The sequence below is a fragment of the Trinickia sp. LjRoot230 genome, assembly GCF_964253315.1.
Lineage (GTDB): Bacteria > Pseudomonadota > Gammaproteobacteria > Burkholderiales > Burkholderiaceae > Trinickia.
Map to the genome: position 1 here is coordinate 2,687,271 of NZ_CAXUQX020000001.1, position 22,115 is coordinate 2,709,385.

The following is a 22,115-nucleotide window of genomic DNA, read 5'->3' on the forward strand; positions in this document are numbered from 1 at the left end:
ACAAACCTCTCGTTGGCTTTCTATCGGTGGGCAACTGCTTCGGTCATTAGGTCATTACGTCGTGAGGTCAGGCCACACTCGGCGTAGCCGCGTAATCGGGTGTATCGGTCGATTCGTAGTTGAACGTCACGTCCTTCCATATTTCCAGTGCTTGCTTGAGCGGCGTGCACGTGCGCGCCGCGGCCTCGAGGATGTCCGGCCCCTCGCCCACAATGTCGCGGTTTTCGTTGCGGGCTTTCACCATCGCTTCGAGCGCCACGCGGTTCGCCACCGCACCCGCCTGAATCCCGGCCGGGTGCCCGATCGTGCCGCCGCCGAACTGCAAAATCGCGTCGTCGCCGAACAAATCGAGCAGTTGATGCATCTGCCCCGCATGGATGCCGCCCGAGGCCACCGGCATCACTTTGCGCAGCCCGGCCCACGGCTGATCGAAGAAAATCCCGCGTGACAGATCGACCTCATTGCGCGCTTCGCGACACACGTTGTAATACCCCTGTACCGAAAGCGGATCGCCTTCGAGCTTGCCGACTGCCGTGCCCGCGTGCGCATGATCGACGCCCGCCATGCGCAGCCACTTGGCGATCACGCGAAACGAAATGCCGTGATTGCGTTGCCGCGTGTAGGTCCCATGTCCTGCACGATGCAAGTGCAGGATCATGTCGTTGCGTCGCGCCCATTTCGACATCGATTGAATCGCGGTCCAGCCGATCACGAGATCGATCATCACAATGCAAGAACCGAGCTCTTTCGCAAATTCAGCGCGCTCGTACATGTCTTCCATCGTGCCCGCGGTCACATTCAGGTAATGCCCCTTCACCTCGCCCGTTTCAGCTTGCGCGCGGTTGACGGCTTCCATCGAGAAGAGGAAGCGGTCGCGCCAGTGCATGAAAGCCTGCGAGTTGATGTTTTCGTCGTCTTTCAGAAAATCGAGACCGCCTTTGAGGCCTTCATAGACCACCCGCCCATAGTTTCTGCCCGACAAGCCCAGCTTCGGCTTGACGGTCGCGCCGAGCAGCGGGCGGCCGTATTTGTCGAGGCGCTCGCGTTCGACGACGATGCCCGTCGGCGGACCCTGAAACGTCTTCAGATAAGCAACGGGTATGCGCATGTCTTCGAGACGCAGCGCCTTCAACGGTTTGAAGCCGAACACATTGCCGATGATCGACGCCGTCAGATTCGCCACCGAGCCCTCTTCGAACAAATCAAGTTCGTAGGCGATGTAGGCGAAGTACTGCGCCTCGTTGCCCGGCACGGGGTCGACACGATATGCCTTGGCCCGGTACATGTCGCATGCGCTCAGGCGGTCCGTCCAGACGACGGTCCAGGTGGCCGTCGACGATTCGCCGGCCACCGCAGCCGCCGCTTCTTCGGGCTCGACGCCGTCTTGCGGCGTGATGCGGAACAGCGCGATGACGTCGGTGTCCTTCGGTACGTAGTCGGGTTGCCAATAGCCCATCTCCCGATACTTCATCACGCCGGCGGCATAACGTTCGCGCGGGGTGCGTGCGGGCTCGACCGCTGCCTTGCTGAAATCGTTCATGACGTGTCCTCTGGTTTGCGAAAGCGCGCTTTGCGAGGCGTCAGGCGAAGCGCTTGAGTTGCACTGTAGGGGAGCGCGACACTATTGAAAAATCACGATTTCATTCCCGTGAGTTAAGCAATGCGTTATCGATTGCGGATGGCGGAGTGTGGTTGCGGGATGTGCGAACATGGTTTGGTTGTTCTGCGCGCGCGTTCGCGAACTACCAATCTTGCAGAGGATATTGAAATGGAAAAGCCACCGCGGGCCACGATTGTTTTCTATGACGAGGATTTGGAACAGATCCGAACGTGCACGGTCTTCCGAAAGGACGTACAGGCCGTACTCGACCGCGAAATCGCCCGCAGTGGCGGCATGACCATCCCGCCGGGCGCACAGGTGCATGACGCGAGCGCACTGACCGACGAGGACGCCCGCCAGCTCGGTGGATTGGCCATTCTCACGCAGGCGGGGGCGCATCCCGAGTTGAGAGCGCGGCTACAAATCACGACGGCCGCACCTGTCAGTTGGGAGCCTGTTCGCCCACCGGGGAAGTGACAGACAAACCCGCTGCGCACGCGGGTGACACACTTTGCTGCGTTTTAGCGACACTGGCACCGGCGCGCTCGGCGGGCAGCAACAGCATGCGCGCCGCACAGGCCGGCGCTTGCGACGCCAAGCGTGTGCATTTGCGATTCGTCTGCCATACTGTTTTCGGCGCTGCACCGGCAGGTTGCACACCGATGCGTGCGCCGCCCGGCAACGCGTGCCCCGGCACGAACATTGCGTCGCAGGGCACGCCGCCCGACAGCCGACGAACTGCCGGACCCAGCGGGCGGCATATTTCTCGGCACACTGATGGAGGGACAATCGATGCAATGGACGACACCTAGCTATACCGACATGCGTTTCGGCTTCGAAATCACGATGTACATCGCAACGCGATAAGTCGATGCGGGCCGCGCGGGCTACGCGCTACGCGGCCCTTCTTCACAGCAAGCTGTTCCTTCGTCTTTCGTAACACGCGTGCGGCCGGCCGACGGCGCCGTGACGACCAGCGGTACCGACATGATCTTCGAAACGATCGTTACCACATCGACGCTCGACGGCCGGCCTCATATCGCTCCGATGGGTGTGCGCTACGAGGACGGCTTCGCGCTGCTCTCCCCTTTCCGGCCATCCGTCACGCTCGATAACATCGTCGCGACACGCTCGGCTGTGCTGAACTTCACGACCGACGTGCGCATCTTCGCGGGCTGTGTCACGCATTGCGCCACCGATTGGCCGACAACGGCCGCGAGCCGCGTAGCCAGCGTGAGGCTCGCCGAATCGATCGCACATACCGAACTCGAACTCGAACGCATGGAAGACGACGCCCAGCGCCCGCTGCTGCGCATGAAGCCCGTGTATCGCGAAGAGCATCAGCCGTTCGCTGGATTTAACCGCGCGCAATCGGCGGTGCTCGAAGGCGCCATTCTCGTAAGCCGCCTTTTCATGCTCCCCGCCGAGAAGGTCGACCGCGAAATGGGCTATCTGCAGATCGCTATCGATAAAACCGCCGGTGAACGCGAGCGAACCGCATGGGGTTGGCTCATTGCGGCCATTGCGCGCCACCGGGCGAGCTCAAGCACGAATGCGAGCATGTCCACCGCAGGCATACCCAGCTCGCCTGCGCGCCGAGGCACCGCCCACTGAAACGTCCGGAGAATTCGTATGACCGCATTGCTTGCGAGCGTTCGCTCGGAACAAGAGGCGCTCGCCGCTGCACGAGCCGGTGCCGAGTTGATCGATCTGAAGGAGCCGCGCGCGGGTGCGCTCGGTGGGTTGCCGCTTGCCGACATCAACAAGATCGCCGCCGCGTTGCGCGCGCAGTACGCCGTCAAACCGATCAGCGCGACGATCGGCGATGTGGATAGCGATGACATCGACGAAATCGTCGCACGTGTGATCGATGTCGGCGCGGCCGGGGTCGATTATGTGAAAGTGGGCATTACGCCGGGCCCGAACGCAATGCGTTGTCTCGATGCGCTCGCCAGTCTGCCCGCGGCGGTCGTGCCGGTGATGCTGTGCGATGCCGGCGTCGATGCGGAGCTCGTCGCGCATGCGGCGTCGCTTGGCTTCGTCGGCGTCATGTTCGATACGATCGGCAAGGACGGCAAAACCTTATTCGACCATGTCGACGAAAACACGCTCGGCAGTTGGCTCAGGCTTGCACGCAAGCACGGTGCGATGTGCGGCATTGCCGGCTCACTCGGGTGGTCGCAACTCGCGCAGATTCGGACGCTCGCCCCCGATGTGGCAGGGTTTCGCGGTGCGCTGTGCGTCGATGGCAGAAGCTCGGCGCTCGACCCTGCCCGCGTCGCGCACTTGGCCAACGCGCTGCATCGCCCCGCCGATACCCCCGCCGATCACGCGCGCAGCGAGCCGGCACAAGCGGCATCGCGGGCGTAGTGTGCGTTAAGGCGGATTTGCGCTTTGACGCTTACGCGGTATCGCCCGCGCGATCGGCCCCGCCCCACGCGGTGGGCACGTTCAACAAACGCTCGCGCATCAACGCGATATCGTCCTTGTTGAAAAATTCAACCAAATAGTTGGCGTCGTTGACGTAGCTCGCAAACCGCGCATCGACGACACCGTCGGCCGCGAGCGACGCGACCGACGCACCGATTTCGATCGGGCATGATTTCACCACCATCAAGCGCTCGGCGTTCAGCATCGACGATAGCCATGCCGCCAGGCTGTCCGAGGTGGTGTCCCAATTGCTCATTGCATCGGACGTATCACGCATCAGCGCAGTCGGCACCCATATCGCCACGCGGCCATCGCGCAGCGCGCGGCGGACTTTCGCCTCGCTCGACGCCAGCACCAAATCAGGCAGCAGGCCTTGCATCAACAGCGCGTATTGCGTCATCGCGAGCAAACACATGTTGTGCGCGGCCAAATCGTTGAAACCCCATTCCGCTTGATATTGCCGCACTTTGTCGGCGAAATCGCCGCCGCCCGGCACGATCACGACACGTCCGCCGCCCATCTCGCAGAGCTCGGTCAGCCAACTACGCAACGCCCGATCATGACTCAGGCTGCCCCCGATCTTGACCACCCACATAATCGTCGCCCCTCGTATCTCGTACCGATTGCCCCGTCTTTTATGCGTGTGCTGCCGGCATCGGCGCCGCTTGCCGGCGCGACGCCGCCAGTAGCGCGACGGAGACGCTCGGTGCGCAAATCGCTGCCCATCTTCGCCACAGTGCGTCTGCTTTTCCTGCGCCGATCAACGTGTCGAAGTCGATATAGGAGCGCGCGCATTCGCTCGCGAGCGCCGCTGCCAAAAATCGGCCACACCCGGCACCGACGAGCGGTGCCGCAGCCAACACGGCGTCAGCAGCCTCGACACGCCGGAGGTTTTCGGTCATCTCGCGCAACTGCAGCGTGCGCCAGGCAAGCGCAAAGCGGTGCCAGTCGGCGTCGCTCGCGCCCCGCGCGTCGCGCCCGATCATTCGCGCGATCCGCACACGGCTGCCCGCTTCCGTCTTCGGGCCGTCGTCCGCGCTCGGATGCAAGTCGCAATCGGCGTCGAGTTCGCCGCTCAAGCGATAGACGTCGGCCGTCGTCGCGAACCATTCGTTCATCACGTTCACAAGCGCGCCGTTAAATTCAATGCGCTGCGCAAGGCCGCATAGCGGTGTGCGCACGACGCCCTGATAGACGAGTTCGCCGGTGGCAAGGCGCCCTGCGTCGTCGGTTGCGCGGGCACGCACGGCGCCTTGCGCAATCGGGACGATATCGGTCGTCGTGCTGCCGATGTCGATCAAAACCGCATTGGGCACGCGCGTCGCAATCAAGCTGGCCGTCGCGAGCCAGTTCGCCGACGCAATGCTGTGCCATGCCGCCGCACATTGGGCGGGGGTAAGCCAGCCGGCTGCACCGCCGAAAAAATGCAGCCGCGGTGCGAGGCGCTCGGCGAGCACTTCGACCAAGCGCTGCACCCCTTGCTCACGGCTTGGAAACAGATCGACCATCTCGCCCGTCATCGTCACGGCATGATGCGCGTGCGCGCCGCGGGCGGCCGGCCAGCGCGCGAACACCTGATCGATCGCACGGTGCAGGTGATCGAGGCCCTGCCACAGCGGACACGCCCACTGCCCAACGTCGAGCACGTTACCGGCGGCATCGGCCGCGCACACCTTCAGATGCGCGCCGCCCACGTCCCAGCCGAACGTCGGCGCGCCCTCGACAGCAACGGCGTGCGCCGCGCTCATAGGCGTGCCTCGCACTCCGCCTGCGCACCGCACGAACGACGCCGCGCATGATGCGCCAGCGTCACGCCGTGCGCCGCGAGCACGGCCTGTGTCAGACGCCCGCCGCTCGTCGCCGCGAGCCCCGCGTAAGCGAGCGTCAAACGCGGATTCACTTCGATGACGACCGGACCGCGCGCCGGATGCCACACGAGATCGACACCGACAAACCCGCGCAACCCGTCGAGCGCCGACGCGACACGCCGCGCGAGTGAGGCAAGCGTTTGGCCGCGCATGCTGCCAAGGCCGATCTGGTCGATGCGCACACCGTCGCATTCCACGATGCCCATATGCGCGCCCGGCGCATGCCGCTCGATGATGCTGATCTGCTGGCGATTGATGCTGACGAGTTCGGCCCCTGCTTCGGCGCCGCCGTCGCGACAGATCAGTGACAAGCTCAACGGCTCGCCCTCGACCCATTCCTGCAAGACCGACCGGCGGCCGGCGGCCGCGCGCGAGTCGTATTCGGCGCACGCAGCCGCATACGACTCGAAAACGAAAGTATCGAGACTGCCGGCGCCATCGTCCGGCTTGACGACCCACGGCCCGGGCCCAGGCGGCGCGACGCTTGCCGGGTCGAGCGCCGGCGTCGTCGCGATGCCGTGTGCGGCGAGGCACGCCGCACTCGCGCGCTTGCTCGACGCGACACGAATCGCTTCGCGAGAGCAGCCGAGCCAGCGTGCGTCGCCGACGGCGTCGTGCAGCTGCAGCAGCAAGTCGTCGCATTCTGGCGCGATCACCCAAACGTAATCGTGCTCGCGCGCGAGCCGCGCCACGAACGCCTGGATCGATTCACCATCAACAGGCCGACAATGTCCGTGGCTGCGGCCCGGCGCTTCGAAACGCGAAGTGGCATAGGTGACGCGCACACCGTCGAGCTCGCGCAATTCGTCAACAAGCGCCTCGCGCATGGCCCGCCCTTCGCCAATCAGCGCGCTGAGGTCGGCCAAGCTGCCCGCGCGCGCCAACGCCGGATCGATGCCGCCGCCGGTGAGATACTCGTACACGAAAATCTTGATCGTCTTGGTCATCGTTGTCATCTTGGTCAAAGGACACAACCCATGCAGGTCATACCCGTACTCGATTTGCTCGACAGCCATGCCGTGCGAGCCATGCGCGGCCAACGCGACGACTACCGGCCCATTCGGTCGTCGCTGGCCGGCACGAGCGAACCGGTTACGCTCGCGCGTGCGCTCGTCGACGCGAGCGGCGCACGCACGCTTTATGTTGCCGACCTCGACGCCATTCTCGGTCGAGGCGATCACGCGCACGTCGTGGCCGAGCTGTGCTCCGCGCTGCCCCGCTGCGAGATCTGGCTCGACGCCGGCTTCGCCGATTACGCTGCAATGCGGGCGTTGTTCGAGCGCATCGCAGCCGCCCGTAGCGTGTCTTCGGCTACAACATCGGCATCGGCACCCGCGCGGCGTCCGACGCTCGTTCCGGTGTTCGGCTCCGAATCGCTGCGCGAGCCCGGTGCGCTTGCCGCCGCGCGTGCCGATGGCCTGGCGCCGATCCTCTCGCTCGACTATCGCGCCGGGCAGCTCATCGCCGACGCTTCACTCGTCCATACCCTCAGAGACGCACAAGCCACTTGGCCCGCGCGTGTCATCGCGATGACGCTCGACCAAGTCGGCAGCTACGCCGGTCCCGATCTGTCCACGTTTGCTCGCCTCGTCGCCGCTGCGCCGCCCGGCACGACGGTGATCGGCGCGGGCGGCATTCGCACGCAAGACGACCTGCTCGCCGCGGCCGCAGCAAGCGCCGCGGGCTGGCTCGTCGCCTCGGCACTGCATGACGGGCGGCTGGACATCGCCGCACTGCAACAGCACATGCCCTAATGACACCTCGGATACACAAGTTCCATGCCATCTGCGCGCACGCTGGCGCGCTGTAAACCAACGGCAAGCTCCGCGACGCCGCGCGAGCCAGACGCGTGACACTCTGCACCAAATCGCAACAACCTGTGCGTCGCATGCCGTCGGCGCGACGGCGGGGTAAAAGAGAAATGGAAACGCTCGGGTGTATCGGTTGCGCGAGCTTGCCGTTCTTTGACACGGCGACACAGCGACACAGTGACATGGCACCGGCATCGGTATCGATCACATTGCGTTCGCGGCAGTCGCTAAACCGCCGCCCGCTGCGCGTCGGCATAGAGCTTGCTCGTGGCCCCCGCATGCCTTATTCGTCTATCGATCCATCGAATGGTGGCGCCCCCGGCGCCCTCAGCCCCGACGCACCGTCCACAGTGCGATACTGGACTTGTCCGTTTTGCCCATTGCTGTGCGACGACATCGCCCTCACTGTCGATGCAAACGGCACGCTAGAGGCGACGGAGGTTAGTTGTCCACGGCTCGCTCGCGCGCTCGACAGTTACGGTCCGAACGACGCACACTGCCCGGCCTCGGTCGACGCGCTGCCCGCCTCATTCGACGGCGCACTCGCGCACGCGGCACGCATTCTCGCCGCCGCCCGCCGCCCGTTATTCGGTGGCCTCGCCACCGACGTGGCCGGCACCCGCGCGCTCTACACGCTGGCGGCGTCGTGCGGGGCGACGCTCGATCACGTGCACGGGGAGTCAATGAGCGCAGCGACCCGCGTGATGCAAGACCGCGGAGCATGCTTTACGACGCTCTCCGAAGTCCGTTCGCGCGCCGACTTGCTGATCTTTTTCGGCTGCCGGCCCTCCGAGCGCTACCCGCGTTTTTATACGCGCGCGCTGGGCGTGGACGGCATCGCGCGCGAGCTCGTATTCGTCGGCACCGAGGTGGACCCCGCTGCGAAGGGGCTGCCGAAAGTGCTGACCGAAACGATGCTGCCGCAGCGCGACGCGCTCGACACGGTGGCGCTTTGGTCCGCCCTTGCCGAAGGGCGCCCGCCGGCATCGCTCAACACGTTGCGCGCCGACGGGCGAGCGGCAGTCGATGTGCTTGCCTCGCTCGTCGCGCGCATCGCCGCGGCACGGTACACGGTGCTCGTCTACGAACCCGCTGCCCTGCCCGGCGATCAAGCCGCGCTCGTCATCGAAGGACTGCAGCGCATCGTGAAAGCGATCAATCGCACGACGCGCGCGGGCGCACTCGCGCTGGCAGGCGACGACGGTGCGCTGACGGTCAATCAAGCTGTGACGTGGCTCTCGGGTTTGCCGCTGCCGCTCAAGGTGCCGCATGTCGCACGCGCGGCACGGGTGCGTGAAGCGGGCGGCATATCGAACGCTGCGCCCCCGCTCGAGCATGACGCGCGTCGGCTCGCCGCCGCACGTCTTATCGCTGACGGAGGTATCGATGCGCTGCTCTGGGTTGCCTCGTTCGGCCCCACGCCTTGGCCCGAAACGCTCGCGGCCGAGGTGCCGGTGATCGTGATCGGACATCCGGCGCTCGCCGAGGCGGCCGTCGCGCGCGGCCCGCACACGGTGTTCATCCCGGCCGCGACGCCCGCGATCGACGCACCAGGCCATTTGTTCCGTCTCGACGGATCAGTCGTCGCGCGGCTCACGCCCGCGCGCTCTGTGGGGCTGCAATCAGTGGCCGAAATCGTCGAGCGCGTGGCCGAGCAACTCGCCGCATGCCCTGGGACAGCGCAGCCATGACGACGATCCGATTAAAAGGCGGCACTGTCTACGATCCGACCAACGGCGTGAACGGCGAACGGCGCGACATCGTGTTCCGCGACGGACGCATCGTCACGCTGCCCGCAGGCGCACCCGTCGATCGCGAATACGATGCGGCGGGCATGGTCGTGATGGCGGGCGGCATCGACTTGCATTCGCATATCGGCGGCGGCAAAACGAATCTGTCACGGCTGCTGTTGCCCGAAGACCATCGCAGCCGCGAGATCGCCACTGATGTTCCTCACGCGGCACTCGACGATGCCGAAAGCAACGCCGGCCGCTATCTGCGTTTGCCGTCGTGCGGCACGTGCACGCCCGGCACGCTCGCGACCGGCTACCGTTACGCCGAAATGGGCTATACGGCCGCGTTCGAGCCGGCGATGATGCCGAGCAACGCCCGGCATTCGCACCTGGAGATGGGCGACACGCCGATCATCGATCACGGTGCATACGTGATGCTCGGCAACGACGAATTGTTCTTGCAGTTGCTCTCGGCAGGTGAAGACTTCGAGCGCCTGCGCGACTACGTCGGTTGGACGATTCAGGCGAGCAAGGCGCTCGGTGTGAAGGTCGTCAACCCGGGCGGCATCTCCGCTTTCAAATTCAACCAGCGCGCGCTGAACGTGGACGAAGCGCATACGCATTACGGCGTGACGCCGCGCGACGTGCTGCGCACACTCACGCGTGCGCTGACCGAATTGCGCGTGCCGCATCCGTTGCATGTGCATGCGAGCAACCTCGGCGTGCCGGGCAATGTCGAATCGACGATCGCGACCATGGACGCTGCGGAAGGCCTGCCGATCCATCTCACGCACCTCCAATTTCATAGCTACGGCGTGCAAGGGCCGCGCAAGTTTTCGTCGGGCTCGCGGGCCATTGCCGAGGCCGTCAACGCGCGGCCCAACGTCACGATAGACGTCGGACAGGTGATCTTCGGCCAGACTGTCACCGCGTCGGGCGACACGATGATGCAGTTTCGCAATACGCCGTTCGCGCAGCCGCGAAAATGGATTGTGGGCGACATCGAATGCGACGCGGGTTGCGGCGTTGTGCCGTTTCGCTATCGCGAGCAAAGCTACGTCAACGCATTGCAATGGATCATCGGGCTGGAGCTCTTTTTACTCGTCGACGATCCGTGGCGTGTGTCGCTCACAACTGATCACCCGAACGGCGGCCCGTTCACCAGCTATCCGCATTTGATCCGCCTGCTGATGGACAAGAACTTCCGCGCGGAGCAACTCGCCACGCTTCATCCCGAAGCGCAGGTCGCGAGCGCGCTGCCCACTTTGCAGCGCGAATTCTCGCTCTACGAGATTGCCGTCGTCACGCGCGCCGGCCCAGCGCGGCTGCTCGGCCTGACCGATCGCGGCCATCTGGGCGAAGGCGCGGCGGCGGATATCGCCGTCTATCGCGACGAAGCCGATCGCGAGCGCATGTTCTCGCGCGCCGCTTACGTCTTCAAAGACGGCGAGTTGATTGCACGCGACGGTACGCTCCTCGCGGCACCAACGGGTGGCATTCACTTCGTCACACCTGAGTTCGATCGCGGCATCGAGAAAACGCTGCGCGCGTACAGCGAGCGCCATCTCACCACGCAGTTCGCGCACACAGCCATCAGCGACGACGAAGTCTGCCACTGCTGCCGCGGCGGGCGGCTGTTGCCGGTCGAGTGCCTGGCGCATCCGCGCGCGACGCACGCTGCTTCATCCCCTTCAACCTGACGGGCCGCGAGCGACGATGAGCCAACCAATCGAGATCAACGGCACCGTCATCGACGACACGTTTGCCGAAGCGTTCCCGATGAAAGCGACGCGCCTCGTGATCACGGCCCATACGCCCGTTTGGGCGCGCCATGCGGCGAATGCGCTGACGGGGTTCGCCACGTCGGTGATCGGCTGCGGCTGCGAAGCCGGCATCGAACGCGATTGCGCCGCCGACGAAACGCCCGACGGGCGCCCCGGCGTGTCGGTTTTGCTGTTCGCGGTGTCGTCGAAAGAACTCGCCAAGCAGCTCGAACGGCGCGTCGGTCAGTGCGTGCTGACCTGCCCGACCACAGCTGTCTATGCGGGCATCGACCCGGCCACGAGCGCCGCGCCGTTATCGGATGCAGCCGGTGTCGGCAGCCGGCTGCGATTTTTTGGCGACGGATGGCAAATCTCCAAGGTCATGGAAGGCCGGCGTTATTGGCGCGTGCCCGTGATGGACGGCGAATTCGTCTGCGAAGACACGGTGCCGACAGTCAAGGCCGTGGGCGGCGGCAACCTGCTTTTGCTCGCGAGCGATATCGACGCGGCGCTCGCGGCAACCGAGGCCGCCGTCGCGGCAATGCGCGCGCTGCCGAACGTGATCATGCCGTTCCCAGGCGGCATCGTGCGTTCGGGCTCGAAGGTCGGCTCGAAATACGCCGGGGCCACCGCATCGACGAACGATGCGTTTTGTCCCTCGCTCGCGGGGCTTTCGTTGCGCAGCGAGTTGACGCAGGACGTCGGCAACGTGCTCGAAATCGTCATCGACGGGTTGACCGAAGCCGATGTCGGCGCCGCCATGACCGCTGGCATTGCCGCGGCGACCGCGCTCGGTCGGGCCGCCGGTGTCGTGCGCATTTCGGCCGGCAACTATGGCGGCAAGCTCGGGCCTTATCACTTTGCGCTGCATCGCCTTTCGGCAGGCATCGAAGGAAGCCACACGAGATGACGACAATCACTTTGCGCGTCAAGGCGCCGCCAGGCTTTGCGATCGACGGCTCGCCGCTCAAGCCGGCCACGCTTGCCTCGATGCCGTTCGCGACGATCGAGCACCTCGCGCTGCGAGCCGGCGACGAGACGGTTGCTGTCAGCGATCTTTTCGACGTCTCGCGCACCGAAGCCGCTACGGATAGCGAGCAAGCGCCCACGCTGATCATCGAAGGCGACGCGCGGTGGCTGATCCGGCTCGGCGCCGGCATGGAGGCGGGCACGTTGCACGTGCACGGTGCCGTAGGCGACTACGCCGGCGCGCAAATGCGCGGCGGCTTGCTCGCGATCGATGGCGACGCCGGCGAATTCACGGCCTGCGAAATGCGTGGCGGGCGCTTGACGGTCAGCGGCAACTGCGGCGCGTTCGCTGCATCGGCACGCGCGGGCGAAATGGAGGGCATGACGGGCGGCACGCTCGCGATCGGCGGTAACGCGGGCGAGCGGCTCGCGGACCGGATGCGGCGCGGGCTCGTGCTGGTCGGCGGCGACTGCGCAGACTATGCGGCTTCGCGCCTCGTCGCGGGCACGATCTGCGTGGCTGGCCGCGTCGGCGCGCATTACGGCTACGGCATGCGGCGCGGCACGCTTTTGCTGAACACTGCCCCCGCGACGCTGCCGACGACGTTCGTCGACGGCGGCCGCGGTTTCGATGTCTTCTGGTCGCTTTTCGTGCGCAGCCTCGCGAACGAAATGGCGCCGTTCTCGCGCTTGGCGCCGCACCGTTTGCCGCGGCGCTATGCCGGCGACGTCGCGGTCGACGGCCGAGGGGAAATACTGATCCCTGTATGACGAATGCGAGCGAACTTGCGAGCGCCGCGACGCTCAATGAACAGATAGCCGACGAATTCAGGACATGGCCATGACGCGCCCCACGCTCTGCGCTACATCGCACGTACGCCCCGCTGGCGTGCCGCCGGAAGAAACGCGCTTCGCGCCGTCGTTGATGGCGCTGCACTGGATGATCGCGCTAGGCATCATCGCGCTTCTCGCGCTCGGTCTTTATATGGTTGGTTTGCCCAAAGGTCTGCCCGTCAAAGCGACATTGATCAATCTTCACAAGTCGCTCGGGCTAACGGTTTTCCTGCTTGTGCTTTTCCGCATCATGGTGCGCGTGGCCGTTCATCGTCCGCCGCTGCCACCGATGCGACCGTGGCAACGCGCCGCCGCGCGCACGACGCAGGTTTTTTTATACGTGGGCATGATCGCGCTGCCGCTGACGGGCTATCTGGGCTCGTCTTTCAACACCTACGGCACGCGCTTTTGGGGCCTGGCGCTGCCGAAATGGGGCTGGGACGACCCCGCGCTGCGCAAGCTCTTTTTCGGCACGCATCAAGCGCTGGCCTATGCGATGATCGGACTCGTTGCGCTGCATGTTCTCGGCGCACTCAAGCATCAATTCATCGACCGCGACGGGCTGCTCGCGACGATGCTGCCGCGGCGTGGCAAGCCAAAAATCACCGCTGGAAGGAACAACCTATGAGGCACGGCGCCCTATGAAAATCAAGGTACTCGGCTCATCGGCGGGCGGCGGTTTTCCGCAGTGGAATTGCAACTGCGCGAACTGCGACGGCGTGCGCCGCGGCACGGTGAAGGCGAAGCGCCGCACGCAGTCGTCGATCGCCATCAGCACGAACGGCGAGGATTGGCTGCTCGTCAACGCGTCGCCCGATTTGCTCGCGCAGATCGCAGCGAACCCGGAGTTGCAGCCGGCGCGGCACGTGCGCGACACAGGCATTGTCGGCGTGCTCGTGATGGACGCGCAAATCGATCACGTCACTGGTCTCCTGATGCTGCGCGAGCGCGACACACCGCTGCCGCTTTATGCGACGGCCGCCGTCTGGCAGGATCTCAGCACCGGCTTTCCGATCGGCCCGATGCTGTCGCATTACTGCGGCGTCGAGCATCGCCCGATTGCACTCGACGACACGCCGCTCGAGTTGGCCGCGCTGCCGCGTGTGCGGATCGATCCGCTGCCGCTCACAAGCAAGGCACCGCCTTACTCGCCGCACCGCGACGCACCGGAGCGCGGTGACAACATCGGCCTGATAATCACGAATCTCGATACCGGCAAGCGCTCGTTTTACGCACCGGGGCTCGGTTCGATGGAGCCGCACGTATTGGCGGCGATGCGCACAGCGGACCTGCTGCTCGTCGACGGTACGACGTGGACCGACGACGAAATGATCCGCCTCGGTTTTTCGAAGAAAACCGCGGCGGACATGGGGCATTTGCCACAGTCAGGCGCAGGCGGCATGATCGAGGTACTCGATTCGATCGATTCGGAGGCCAAACGGCGCGTGCGCAAGGTGCTCATTCATATCAACAATACGAACCCGATTCTGATCGAAGATGGGTCGGAGCGACGCGTGTTGACCGAGCACGGCATCGAGGTGGCTCAAGACGGCATGACATTCGAGCTGTAGCACACAGCCGGAGCGAGGAGACAAAGGCGAATGAACGTGAACGACACTTTCGGCACGGCACCCGTGCGCGCGGTCGATCCCGCGCTGCCCGCCTGGTCGCGCGCCGATTTCGAGGCGCAGTTGCGAGCCAAGGGCGCCGGTTATCACATCCATCATCCGTTCAACGTTCGCATGACGGCGGGCGATGCCTCGCGCGAGCAAATTCGCGTCTGGGTGGCGAATCGCTTTTATTACCAGATCAACATTCCGATCAAGGACGCCGCGATCCTCTCGAACTGCCCTGATCGGGAAACGCGCCGCCAGTGGGTCATGCGGATTCTCGATCACGACGGTTATGGCGACAACGCAGGCGGCATCGAAGCGTGGTCGCGCTTAGGCGTTGCGGTCGGGCTCACGCGCGATGAGCTGTGGTCGCTCGAACACGTGACACCCGGCGTGCGCTTCGCTGTCGACGCGTACGTCAACTTCGCACGGCGCGCGCCGTGGCAGGAGGCCGTTTGCTCGTCGCTGACCGAGATGTTCGCGCCGCAGATCCATCGCGATCGGCTCGCGACCTGGCCGCAGCATTATCCGTGGATCGAATCGGACGGGCTCGCCTACTTCCGCTCGCGCATTCCGCTCGCACAGCGTGACGTCGAACACGGGCTCAAGGTCACGCTCGATCACTTCACGCGGCGCGATCAACAAGAACGCGCGCTCGCCATTCTTCAATTCAAGCTCGACATTCTCTGGTCGATGCTCGATTCGATCGAAAAGGCTTTTCCATCATGAGCGCAACCTCGCACGAGCCGGGCGCCACACCGCCGGCATCCGGGCGGCCGCACATCAAGCCGCTCTTTCGCTTGCAATGGGAGCCGGCACAAAACGCGTACGTGCTGCTCTATCCCGAGGGAATGGTCAAGCTCAATCAAAGCGCGGCCGAGATTCTGAAACGCTGCGACGGCACGCGAGAGGTCGATGCGCTCATTGCCGAGCTCGAAACCGAGTTCAGCGCAACCGGTATTGCCGACGAAGTGCACGCATTCATTGCCGAGGCGCGCTCGCGCGGCTGGCTGGAGTAGCAACGTGACCGACCCATCCTCTACCGTCGCGCCGCCGCTTTGGCTGCTGGCCGAGCTGACCTACCGCTGCCCGCTGCACTGCGTGTTTTGCTACAACCCCGTGAATTACACGGCGAACCCGCGCGAACTCGACACCGCGCAATGGCTTGCGGTGCTAAGCGAGGCGCGCGCGCTCGGTGCGGCTCAGCTGGGCTTCTCGGGTGGCGAACCGCTGTTGCGCGACGACCTCGAAGTGCTCGTTGCGCACGCGCGCGAACTGGGCTTTTACACGAACCTGATCACCTCGGGCATCGGCCTCACCGACCAACGCCTCGATGCGCTGAAAACCGCCGGGCTCGATCACATCCAGCTTTCGTTTCAGGATTCGACGCAGCAGCTCAACGACTTTTTGAGCAGCACGCGCACGTTCGATCTGAAGCGCCGCGTTGCCGAATCGATCAAGGCGCACGGCTTCCCGATGGTGCTGAACTGCGTGCTGCATCGCTACAACCTGCCGCACGTCGACAAGATCATCGAAATGGCGCTCGCGATGGGCGCCGAGTATCTCGAACTGGCCAATACGCAGTACTACGGCTGGGCATACGCGAACCGCGCGCAATTGCTGCCGACGCAAGAACAGCTCGAAGACGCCGAAGCGGTCGTCGAGCGCTATCGCGCCTCGCACGGCGAGCGCTGCCGGATTTTCTTCGTCGTGCCCGATTACTTCGAACGGCGCCCGAAGCGTTGTATGAACGGCTGGGGCTCGGTGTTTCTCGGCATTGCGCCAGACGGGGCGGCCTTGCCTTGCCATGCCGCGCGCAGCCTGCCCGGGCTCACGTTCCCGAACGTCACCGAGACGCCTTTGTCGGAAATCTGGTACGAAAGCGACGCCTTCAATCGCTTTCGCGGCTTCGAATGGATGAAGGAGCCTTGCCGCAGCTGCGACGAAAAAGCCAACGACCTGGGCGGCTGCCGCTGCCAGGCCTATCTGCTCACCGGCGACGCGGCCAACGCCGACCCGGTATGCGACAAGTCGCCGGCCCACGAGCAAGTCGTGCGGTTCGTGAACGAGGCCCGGCACACAACAACCGATGCGGGCGCAGCCCACACTACCGAACAGCCGATCCTTTTTCGCAACGACGCGAACTCGCGCAAGCTGGCATCGGCGACAGGCAACGCGAACGAACGCGAAGTTAGCGAGCCAACACCAAAATGACCGGCCCCGAGATTTCCGTGCTGCTGGTCGACGATCACGCGGTCGTGCGCGAGGGCTACCGGCGCCTGCTTGAAGTCAACGCAAGCTTGCACGTGTGCGGCGAAGCCGCGAACGCAGCCGTCGCCTATCAGCAGTTTTGCGCGTTGCGGCCCGACGTGGTCGTGATGGACCTCTCGCTGCCCGGCGCGAGCGGCATTGAAGCGATGCGCCGCATCCTGGCACGCGAACGCGCGGCACGCGTGCTCATTTTCAGCGTGCACGAAGATGCGCTCTATGTGCGCCGCGCGCTCGATGCCGGCGCGCTCGGCTACGTGACGAAGGCGAGCGCACCCGACGTGCTCGTGCAAGCCGTGCGGACCGTCGCGCTGGGCACACGCTATCTGAGCCCCGATGTGTCGCATTCGCTTGCGATGCGCACTGCGTTGAGCGCAGGGCCGCCAGGGCGTCAACTATCGCCGCGCGAATTCGAAGTGCTGCGCATGCTCGTGCAGGGCTATCCGTTGCCTACCATCGCCGAGAAGCTCGGCCTCTCGCAAAAGACAGTGGCGAATCATCAGTCCGCTATCCGGCAAAAGTTCGGGGTCGACAACGGCGTACAGCTCGCACAAATCGCGAGCCGTCTCGGGCTTCACGCAAGCGGCTCGGCTGCGCCCGCCTGAGCCGGCACGCGCGCGCAAAAGACAAAGCCCTCGCCGGGCCGGCTGGCGATATGAAATTCGCCGCCCAGCGCTTCGACGCGCTCGCGCATACCGACGAGGCCGAGCCCGCTGCGAGGCTGCGTGAGGTCGGTGCCGGGGCCATCGTCGAGCATCGTGACGACGATCTCGTCGACGGCGGCACGAACCGGTGGTTGGGCATTCGGCGCACGCACGACGAAAATCTCCACCCGCGATGCCCGTGCGAATTTCGACACATTCGTGAGCCCTTCTTGCACGAGCCGATAGAGCGCCACGTTGAGTGCGTCGCTCAAGCCGTCGAAGTCGCCTTCGATCGTCAGCGCGAACGACGCATTCGGCAATCGCTCTCGCCAGCCGCCGACGCAATGTTCGAGTGCGCTCGGCAAGCCGAATTCATCGAGGCCGATGGGCCGCAAGCGGCGAATCATGTCACCGATTTGCCGATACACGTGGCCTGCGCTCGCGATCAGCCCAAGCGCGGCGCGATGAATCTCGGGCTCATGGGGCGCCGCCAGGTCGCGAATACGTGCGGCGTCGAGCGAGACGGCGTTCAGATACTGGCCGAGTTCATCATGCAACTCGCGCGCGAGATGGCGGCGCTCGCGCTCCTGGGCCTGTAATGCCTGATGCCCGAGCCGACGATTTTCGGCAAGCAGGCCTGCGGCACGCGTTTCTAGCGCACGCCGCCGTACCAATTCGCGTTGCGCGTCGCGATAGCGCCGCCACGCAAACCACGCGAGTCCGATCGCAAGCACGCACAGCACGCCGGGCAGCTCGTCGAGTTGAAACCGCTCGGCGCCGCCGCGCGTCGAGCGGTAAAGACGTTCGCCTAAGTCGAAGGCCGTGCTGCACGCGAACGCGAGCGCCGTGGCAGCGGCCACCCATGCAAGGTCGCGCCAGACACGCGCCTGCGATGGCAGCGACGGCTGCGTCAGGTCTGCGGATTGGGGATGGACGCTTTCGCGCTCGGGCGTGTTCACGCGTTCGATTGTACCGAGTACGGTGGCCAGAATCGCTCCCGAGCGAATTCGGGAAATGCTCCCGGGTGCTCCAGCCGATTGGCATGCCATGCTTCGACCAAATATCGAAAACGATACGATCGGCAGGAGTGGAGACGATGAGGACGATAAAGCGCAAGCCGCGGATGCGGATGCGGATGCGGATGCCACCCGGCTGGTTCACTAGCAGTGTGCTCGCGGGGCTACCCATCGCCGGGTTCGCACAAACGCCGCCGCCCGGCGCGAGCGCGACAGTGCTCGCGCCGATCGTCGTGATCGGCACCACGCCGCTGCTCGGTCTGGGCACGCCGCTCGCGCAAGTTCCGGCCAATGTGCAGACCGTTCGCGCACGCGATCTCGAACGACAGCATCGCAGCACGCTGACCGATTATTTCGAGAAAAACCTGCCGAGTGTCGACATCAACGAAGCGCAGGGCAACCCGTATCAGACCGATGTGAACTACCGGGGCTTCTCCGCTTCGCCGCTGCTCGGCACGCCGCAAGGCTTATCGGTATTCGTCGACGGCGTGCGCGTCAACGAGCCGTTCGGCGACGTCGTCAACTGGGACCTGATCCCCGCAGCGGCTATCGACACGATGCAGTTGATTCCCGGTTCGAACCCGACCTACGGTCTCAATACGCTCGGCGGCGCATTGGCGATCACCACCCGCAACGGCAAAACGAGCCCCGGGGGCGAGGCCGAAATAACGGTGGGCTCGTGGGGCCGCAAGACCGCGCAGATCGAGCAAGGCGGCACCGTCGGCGCGAATCTCGATTATTACTTCACGGCGAACGCGGCGAACGAAAACGGCTGGGCCGACCACAACGCCAGCCGCGTGCGGCAGGCATTCGGCAAACTGCGCTATACGGACGCCGATACGACGCTCTCCATTTCGGCTGGCGGCGCAGACAACACGTTAGAAGGCTCGCAAACGCTGCCGCGCTCGTTCCTTGGCAATGCGAGTCAGGCTTATACGTTTCCGGATCGCAATCACAATAGCGTCGGCTACCTGACGCTTTCGGGCGAGCGTGCGCTCAACGATCAACTGCAACTAAGCGGCAACGCCTACTACCGGCATTATCGCAACAGCAATCTGAGCAGCAACACGAACGGTGAGTTCGGCACGCTCAACGACGATGGCACGCTTGATACGCTGCAAGGCACGAATCAGCAATCCGTCGTCATCACCGACAGCTACGGCGCGAGCCTGCAGCTAACGATGCTGGGCACGCTCGCGGGCCACGACAATCAATTCGTCGCGGGCGTGGCGGCGGATCTCTCGAATTCGCGCTATCAAGCCCGGTCACAAGATGCCTACTTCACGGCTTCTCGCGCGACAGTCGGCATCGGTGACTTCGCGTTGCAAACAGATGCGAAAACGCGTAGCGCCAATTACGGCTTTTACTTCACCGATACGCTCGCGCTGACGAAGCAATGGGCGCTGACACTGTCAGGACGCTACAACTGGTCGAGCGCGCAGATCGGTGATGCGAGCGGCACGCAGCCGCAACTCGACGGGCGCCATGTGTTTTCGCGGTTCAATCCGGCTATCGGCGTGAACTGGAATCCGACGCCCGCGTTCACGGCCTACGCCAGCTACAACGAAGGCATGCGCGCGCCCACCGCCATCGAGCTCGCCTGCGCGGACCCGAACGCGCCCTGCTCGTTACCCAACGACTTCCTGGCCGATCCGGCATTGAAGCCCGTCGTCTCGAAGACGTTCGAAATCGGCGCACGGGGCCGGCTTGGCGAAGCGACGACATGGAGCGCCGCGCTCTACAGCACGACGCTTGCCGACGACATTCAATTCATCGGCAGTGCCGGCAGCTCGCAAGGCTACTTCCAGAACGTCGGCAAGACGCGCCGGCAGGGCGTCGAGCTGGCTGGCCGCACGAAGTTCGGCCCAGTGACGCTCGGCGCGAGCTACAGCTACCTCGACGCAACCTACCGCACTGCATGGACCGAACACAGCGGCAGCAACTCAAGCGCCGATGCCGAGCGCAACATCGTCGTGAAGCCCGGCAACCATCTGCCCGGCATTCCCGCTCATACGGCCAAGCTGCGCATCGATTACAGCGCCACGCCACAATGGGATCTCGGCGCGAATCTGACCTATCGCGGCAGCATCTTCGCGCGCGGCGACGAAAACAATCAGGACGTGAACGGCAAGCTCGCGGGGTACTTCCTTGTCGATCTCGATACGACCTACCACGTGACGAAGCAACTGCAACTCTTCGCACGCGTAACAAACCTGCTCGACAAGCGCTATGCGAGCTTCGGCGTGCTCGGCGCGAACGTCTTCACCGGACCGGACCATACGTTCGACGGGGCCAACCCCGTCAACGAGCAATTCGTCGGCGTGGGGGCGCCCCGCGGCGTATGGGTGGGGCTGCGTTACGCGTGGGACTGAACGCTGCGCTATGTCCTATGTCGTTATGTCAGGTCAGATCAGCGCGATTCGATCGAGCCGTCGCTGGGTGGGTACGTGACAATACCCCACGCGAGCGGCAAATTGCCGATTTGCGTAATCGGCGCATAGGTCTTCGCATCGAGCACATAGACCGCGTTCGAGCGGCCGCATGCCAACAGCAGCCGGTTGCCGTCGGGCGTGAAGCTAAAGTGCCAGCAGCGTTGCCCGATCGCCGCATCGGCGATGTGCTCGTAGCTGTGTGCATCGAATACCTGCAATGTTTTATCGCGCCCAGCGGCCACGAAAATGCGCTGGCCGGATGGCCCATAGGCCACCCCGTACGGGCCGAGTTTCGTATCGACGGTCTTGATGACGTGGTAATCGCTCGCATCGAGCACGACGAACTTGTTCAGCGATTCGAGTGTGACGACATAGGCTTTGCCGTCGGGCGACGCCTTGATGCCGCGCGGGCGTCCGCCTGCGGCGAGCTTGACGGTCGTGACTGGCTCAGCCGTATCGGTCCGGTAGATCGACACGGTGTCGTCGCCTTCGTTCGTCACGAGCATCAGGCTGCCGTCGCGCGAGAATTCGACGCCCTCGGTCTCGTGTCCGCTTTTGACCGAGCGGATCACGCGCCACGTTTTCAGATCGACAACCGCAATCTCGGCGGGCGGCTTGTTCGCATCGTCATCATCACTCGCGCCGGGCTTGGCCGAGGGTTCCGGCTTGCCGGTATCGCCCGGCTCGTACGTGACATAAGCGCGGCCGCCGTGCACGCGGACATATTCCGGGTTCTTGCCGATTTTCACGCGCGCCGTCACTTTGCCGGTTTGAGTGTCGATAGCGACAAGCTCGCCCGTCGTTTTATCGGCGACCATCAGACGCGAGCCGTCCTCATTGAGCCCGAGACCGCGCGGGCCACTTGCGCCAATCGAAAAGGTCTTTTCGAGCGTCATCTTGTCGAGGTCGATCACACCCACCCCGGCCTTCTCGCTCGTCACGTAGGCCACCGGCGCGGCTTGCGCCGCACTGACGGCGGCAAGCGCCGCAACGGCAGCTGCTGTGGCCGCGAGCGCCGAACGCCAGCGCGCAGGCCCGCTCCGAAGTTGTCGCGGTGATGTTCGAGTCGTTAGCATGTCGTTCGATCTCCGTCTTGGCATGGTGAATTTCGTCGTCCTGATTGCATTAGACATC

General features: G+C 64.5%; 22 protein-coding genes. 16 read left to right on the forward strand and 6 right to left on the reverse strand.

The genetic code is table 11. The annotated features are described in order from the left end of the window. Positions 1 to 67: 67 nt before the first annotated feature. Positions 68 to 1,540, reverse strand: a complete 1,473-nt coding sequence (locus ACSQ20_RS12240; protein WP_436020262.1) for a form I ribulose bisphosphate carboxylase large subunit — start codon at positions 1,538 to 1,540, stop codon at positions 68 to 70. 228 nt (positions 1,541 to 1,768) lie between these two features. Between ACSQ20_RS12240 and ACSQ20_RS12245 the strand changes: the two genes are divergently transcribed. From ACSQ20_RS12245 to ACSQ20_RS12260, 4 genes are all read left to right on the forward strand, one after another. Next, entirely contained in the window at positions 1,769 to 2,077 is a 309-nt protein-coding gene (locus ACSQ20_RS12245) for a hypothetical protein (protein WP_436020264.1), read from the forward strand. Between the two features lie 315 nt (positions 2,078 to 2,392). Beyond that, positions 2,393 to 2,467 carry a pyrroloquinoline quinone precursor peptide PqqA gene (gene pqqA / locus ACSQ20_RS12250; RefSeq protein ID WP_013342881.1) on the forward strand — a complete coding sequence of 25 codons (75 nt, stop codon included), beginning with the start codon at positions 2,393 to 2,395 and terminating at the stop codon, positions 2,465 to 2,467. 120 nt (positions 2,468 to 2,587) lie between these two features. Further along, entirely contained in the window at positions 2,588 to 3,214 is a 627-nt protein-coding gene (locus ACSQ20_RS12255; RefSeq protein ID WP_436023066.1) for a DUF447 domain-containing protein, read from the forward strand. A gap of 18 nt (positions 3,215 to 3,232) precedes the next feature. Beyond that, positions 3,233 to 3,970 (forward strand): (5-formylfuran-3-yl)methyl phosphate synthase, encoded by a 738-nt coding sequence (locus ACSQ20_RS12260; protein ID WP_436020266.1) that lies wholly within the window; start codon positions 3,233 to 3,235, stop codon positions 3,968 to 3,970. Positions 3,971 to 4,001: 31 nt separating this feature from the next. On the opposite strand, the gene ACSQ20_RS12265 is transcribed toward ACSQ20_RS12260, so the two are convergent. From ACSQ20_RS12265 to ACSQ20_RS12275, 3 genes are read right to left on the reverse strand one after another with little or no spacing between them, the layout of a single operon-like run. Then, positions 4,002 to 4,625, reverse strand: coding sequence for an amino acid kinase family protein (locus ACSQ20_RS12265; RefSeq protein WP_436020268.1), 624 nt, complete (start codon positions 4,623 to 4,625; stop codon positions 4,002 to 4,004). 40 nt (positions 4,626 to 4,665) lie between these two features. Next, on the reverse strand, positions 4,666 to 5,778 hold the full coding sequence (locus ACSQ20_RS12270) for a hydantoinase/oxoprolinase family protein (protein ID WP_436020270.1): 1,113 nt from the start codon (positions 5,776 to 5,778) through the stop codon (positions 4,666 to 4,668). Further along, positions 5,775 to 6,845 (reverse strand): ATP-grasp domain-containing protein, encoded by a 1,071-nt coding sequence (locus ACSQ20_RS12275; protein WP_436020272.1) that lies wholly within the window; start codon positions 6,843 to 6,845, stop codon positions 5,775 to 5,777. The genes ACSQ20_RS12270 and ACSQ20_RS12275 overlap by 4 nt, the downstream gene beginning before the upstream one ends. 30 nt (positions 6,846 to 6,875) lie before the next feature. Here ACSQ20_RS12275 and ACSQ20_RS12280 point away from each other — a divergent pair, with 30 nt between their 5' ends. From ACSQ20_RS12280 to ACSQ20_RS12330, 11 genes are all read left to right on the forward strand, one after another. Beyond that, positions 6,876 to 7,652: a HisA/HisF-related TIM barrel protein gene (locus ACSQ20_RS12280; RefSeq protein ID WP_436020274.1), complete on the forward strand. Its 777-nt coding sequence runs from the start codon at positions 6,876 to 6,878 to the stop codon at positions 7,650 to 7,652. A gap of 335 nt (positions 7,653 to 7,987) precedes the next feature. Then, complete coding sequence (locus ACSQ20_RS12285; protein ID WP_436020276.1) at positions 7,988 to 9,400, forward strand: formylmethanofuran dehydrogenase; 1,413 nt, start codon at positions 7,988 to 7,990, stop codon at positions 9,398 to 9,400. Further along, positions 9,397 to 11,142: a formylmethanofuran dehydrogenase subunit A gene (locus tag ACSQ20_RS12290; RefSeq protein ID WP_436020277.1), complete on the forward strand. Its 1,746-nt coding sequence runs from the start codon at positions 9,397 to 9,399 to the stop codon at positions 11,140 to 11,142. The genes ACSQ20_RS12285 and ACSQ20_RS12290 overlap by 4 nt, the downstream gene beginning before the upstream one ends. 16 nt (positions 11,143 to 11,158) lie before the next feature. Next, on the forward strand, positions 11,159 to 12,115 hold the full coding sequence (fhcD, locus tag ACSQ20_RS12295) for a formylmethanofuran--tetrahydromethanopterin N-formyltransferase (RefSeq protein WP_436020279.1): 957 nt from the start codon (positions 11,159 to 11,161) through the stop codon (positions 12,113 to 12,115). Next, the gene (locus ACSQ20_RS12300; protein WP_436020281.1) at positions 12,112 to 12,945 is read left to right on the forward strand and encodes a formylmethanofuran dehydrogenase subunit C; all 834 of its coding nucleotides are present in this window, start codon (positions 12,112 to 12,114) and stop codon (positions 12,943 to 12,945) included. Before fhcD ends, ACSQ20_RS12300 begins: the two co-directional genes overlap by 4 nt. A 70-nt stretch (positions 12,946 to 13,015) precedes the next feature. After that, entirely contained in the window at positions 13,016 to 13,636 is a 621-nt protein-coding gene (locus ACSQ20_RS12305) for a cytochrome b (RefSeq protein WP_436020283.1), read from the forward strand. A 13-nt stretch (positions 13,637 to 13,649) separates the two neighbouring features. After that, positions 13,650 to 14,579 carry a pyrroloquinoline quinone biosynthesis protein PqqB gene (pqqB, locus tag ACSQ20_RS12310; protein WP_436020285.1) on the forward strand — a complete coding sequence of 310 codons (930 nt, stop codon included), beginning with the start codon at positions 13,650 to 13,652 and terminating at the stop codon, positions 14,577 to 14,579. A gap of 30 nt (positions 14,580 to 14,609) precedes the next feature. Further along, positions 14,610 to 15,350, forward strand: coding sequence for a pyrroloquinoline-quinone synthase PqqC (pqqC, locus tag ACSQ20_RS12315; RefSeq protein WP_436020287.1), 741 nt, complete (start codon positions 14,610 to 14,612; stop codon positions 15,348 to 15,350). Next, on the forward strand, positions 15,347 to 15,640 hold the full coding sequence (gene pqqD, locus ACSQ20_RS12320; RefSeq protein ID WP_436020289.1) for a pyrroloquinoline quinone biosynthesis peptide chaperone PqqD: 294 nt from the start codon (positions 15,347 to 15,349) through the stop codon (positions 15,638 to 15,640). The genes pqqC and pqqD overlap by 4 nt, the downstream gene beginning before the upstream one ends. Before the next feature lie 4 nt (positions 15,641 to 15,644). Further along, a complete protein-coding gene (gene pqqE / locus ACSQ20_RS12325; protein ID WP_436020291.1) occupies positions 15,645 to 16,835 on the forward strand; it encodes a pyrroloquinoline quinone biosynthesis protein PqqE in 1,191 nt (396 codons plus the stop codon). Then, positions 16,832 to 17,494: a response regulator gene (locus tag ACSQ20_RS12330; protein WP_436020293.1), complete on the forward strand. Its 663-nt coding sequence runs from the start codon at positions 16,832 to 16,834 to the stop codon at positions 17,492 to 17,494. Before pqqE ends, ACSQ20_RS12330 begins: the two co-directional genes overlap by 4 nt. Here the strand turns inward: ACSQ20_RS12330 and ACSQ20_RS12335 are convergent. Beyond that, positions 17,464 to 18,492, reverse strand: a complete 1,029-nt coding sequence (locus tag ACSQ20_RS12335) for an ATP-binding protein (RefSeq protein WP_436020295.1) — start codon at positions 18,490 to 18,492, stop codon at positions 17,464 to 17,466. The genes ACSQ20_RS12330 and ACSQ20_RS12335 overlap by 31 nt on opposite strands. A 137-nt stretch (positions 18,493 to 18,629) precedes the next feature. Between ACSQ20_RS12335 and ACSQ20_RS12340 the strand changes: the two genes are divergently transcribed. Beyond that, complete coding sequence (locus tag ACSQ20_RS12340) at positions 18,630 to 20,921, forward strand: TonB-dependent receptor (RefSeq protein WP_436020297.1); 2,292 nt, start codon at positions 18,630 to 18,632, stop codon at positions 20,919 to 20,921. A gap of 38 nt (positions 20,922 to 20,959) precedes the next feature. Here the strand turns inward: ACSQ20_RS12340 and ACSQ20_RS12345 are convergent, their stop codons facing one another. Then, positions 20,960 to 22,057 (reverse strand): beta-propeller fold lactonase family protein, encoded by a 1,098-nt coding sequence (locus ACSQ20_RS12345; RefSeq protein WP_436020299.1) that lies wholly within the window; start codon positions 22,055 to 22,057, stop codon positions 20,960 to 20,962. Between the last annotated feature and the right edge of the window lie 58 nt (positions 22,058 to 22,115).

Coding starts and splice junctions, on each gene's coding strand:
- ACSQ20_RS12240 (WP_436020262.1), bottom strand. CDS start 1,540: ATGAACGATTTCAGCAAGGCAGCGGTCGAGCCCGCACGCACCCCGCGC.
- ACSQ20_RS12245 (WP_436020264.1), top strand. CDS start 1,769: ATGGAAAAGCCACCGCGGGCCACGATTGTTTTCTATGACGAGGATTTG.
- ACSQ20_RS12255 (WP_436023066.1), top strand. CDS start 2,588: ATGATCTTCGAAACGATCGTTACCACATCGACGCTCGACGGCCGGCCT.
- ACSQ20_RS12260 (WP_436020266.1), top strand. CDS start 3,233: ATGACCGCATTGCTTGCGAGCGTTCGCTCGGAACAAGAGGCGCTCGCC.
- ACSQ20_RS12265 (WP_436020268.1), bottom strand. CDS start 4,625: ATGTGGGTGGTCAAGATCGGGGGCAGCCTGAGTCATGATCGGGCGTTG.
- ACSQ20_RS12270 (WP_436020270.1), bottom strand. CDS start 5,778: ATGAGCGCGGCGCACGCCGTTGCTGTCGAGGGCGCGCCGACGTTCGGC.
- ACSQ20_RS12275 (WP_436020272.1), bottom strand. CDS start 6,845: ATGACCAAGACGATCAAGATTTTCGTGTACGAGTATCTCACCGGCGGC.
- ACSQ20_RS12280 (WP_436020274.1), top strand. CDS start 6,876: ATGCAGGTCATACCCGTACTCGATTTGCTCGACAGCCATGCCGTGCGA.
- ACSQ20_RS12285 (WP_436020276.1), top strand. CDS start 7,988: ATGCCTTATTCGTCTATCGATCCATCGAATGGTGGCGCCCCCGGCGCC.
- ACSQ20_RS12290 (WP_436020277.1), top strand. CDS start 9,397: ATGACGACGATCCGATTAAAAGGCGGCACTGTCTACGATCCGACCAAC.
- fhcD (WP_436020279.1), top strand. CDS start 11,159: ATGAGCCAACCAATCGAGATCAACGGCACCGTCATCGACGACACGTTT.
- ACSQ20_RS12300 (WP_436020281.1), top strand. CDS start 12,112: ATGACGACAATCACTTTGCGCGTCAAGGCGCCGCCAGGCTTTGCGATC.
- ACSQ20_RS12305 (WP_436020283.1), top strand. CDS start 13,016: ATGACGCGCCCCACGCTCTGCGCTACATCGCACGTACGCCCCGCTGGC.
- pqqB (WP_436020285.1), top strand. CDS start 13,650: ATGAAAATCAAGGTACTCGGCTCATCGGCGGGCGGCGGTTTTCCGCAG.
- pqqC (WP_436020287.1), top strand. CDS start 14,610: ATGAACGTGAACGACACTTTCGGCACGGCACCCGTGCGCGCGGTCGAT.
- pqqD (WP_436020289.1), top strand. CDS start 15,347: ATGAGCGCAACCTCGCACGAGCCGGGCGCCACACCGCCGGCATCCGGG.
- ACSQ20_RS12330 (WP_436020293.1), top strand. CDS start 16,832: ATGACCGGCCCCGAGATTTCCGTGCTGCTGGTCGACGATCACGCGGTC.
- ACSQ20_RS12340 (WP_436020297.1), top strand. CDS start 18,630: ATGAGGACGATAAAGCGCAAGCCGCGGATGCGGATGCGGATGCGGATG.
- ACSQ20_RS12345 (WP_436020299.1), bottom strand. CDS start 22,057: ATGCTAACGACTCGAACATCACCGCGACAACTTCGGAGCGGGCCTGCG.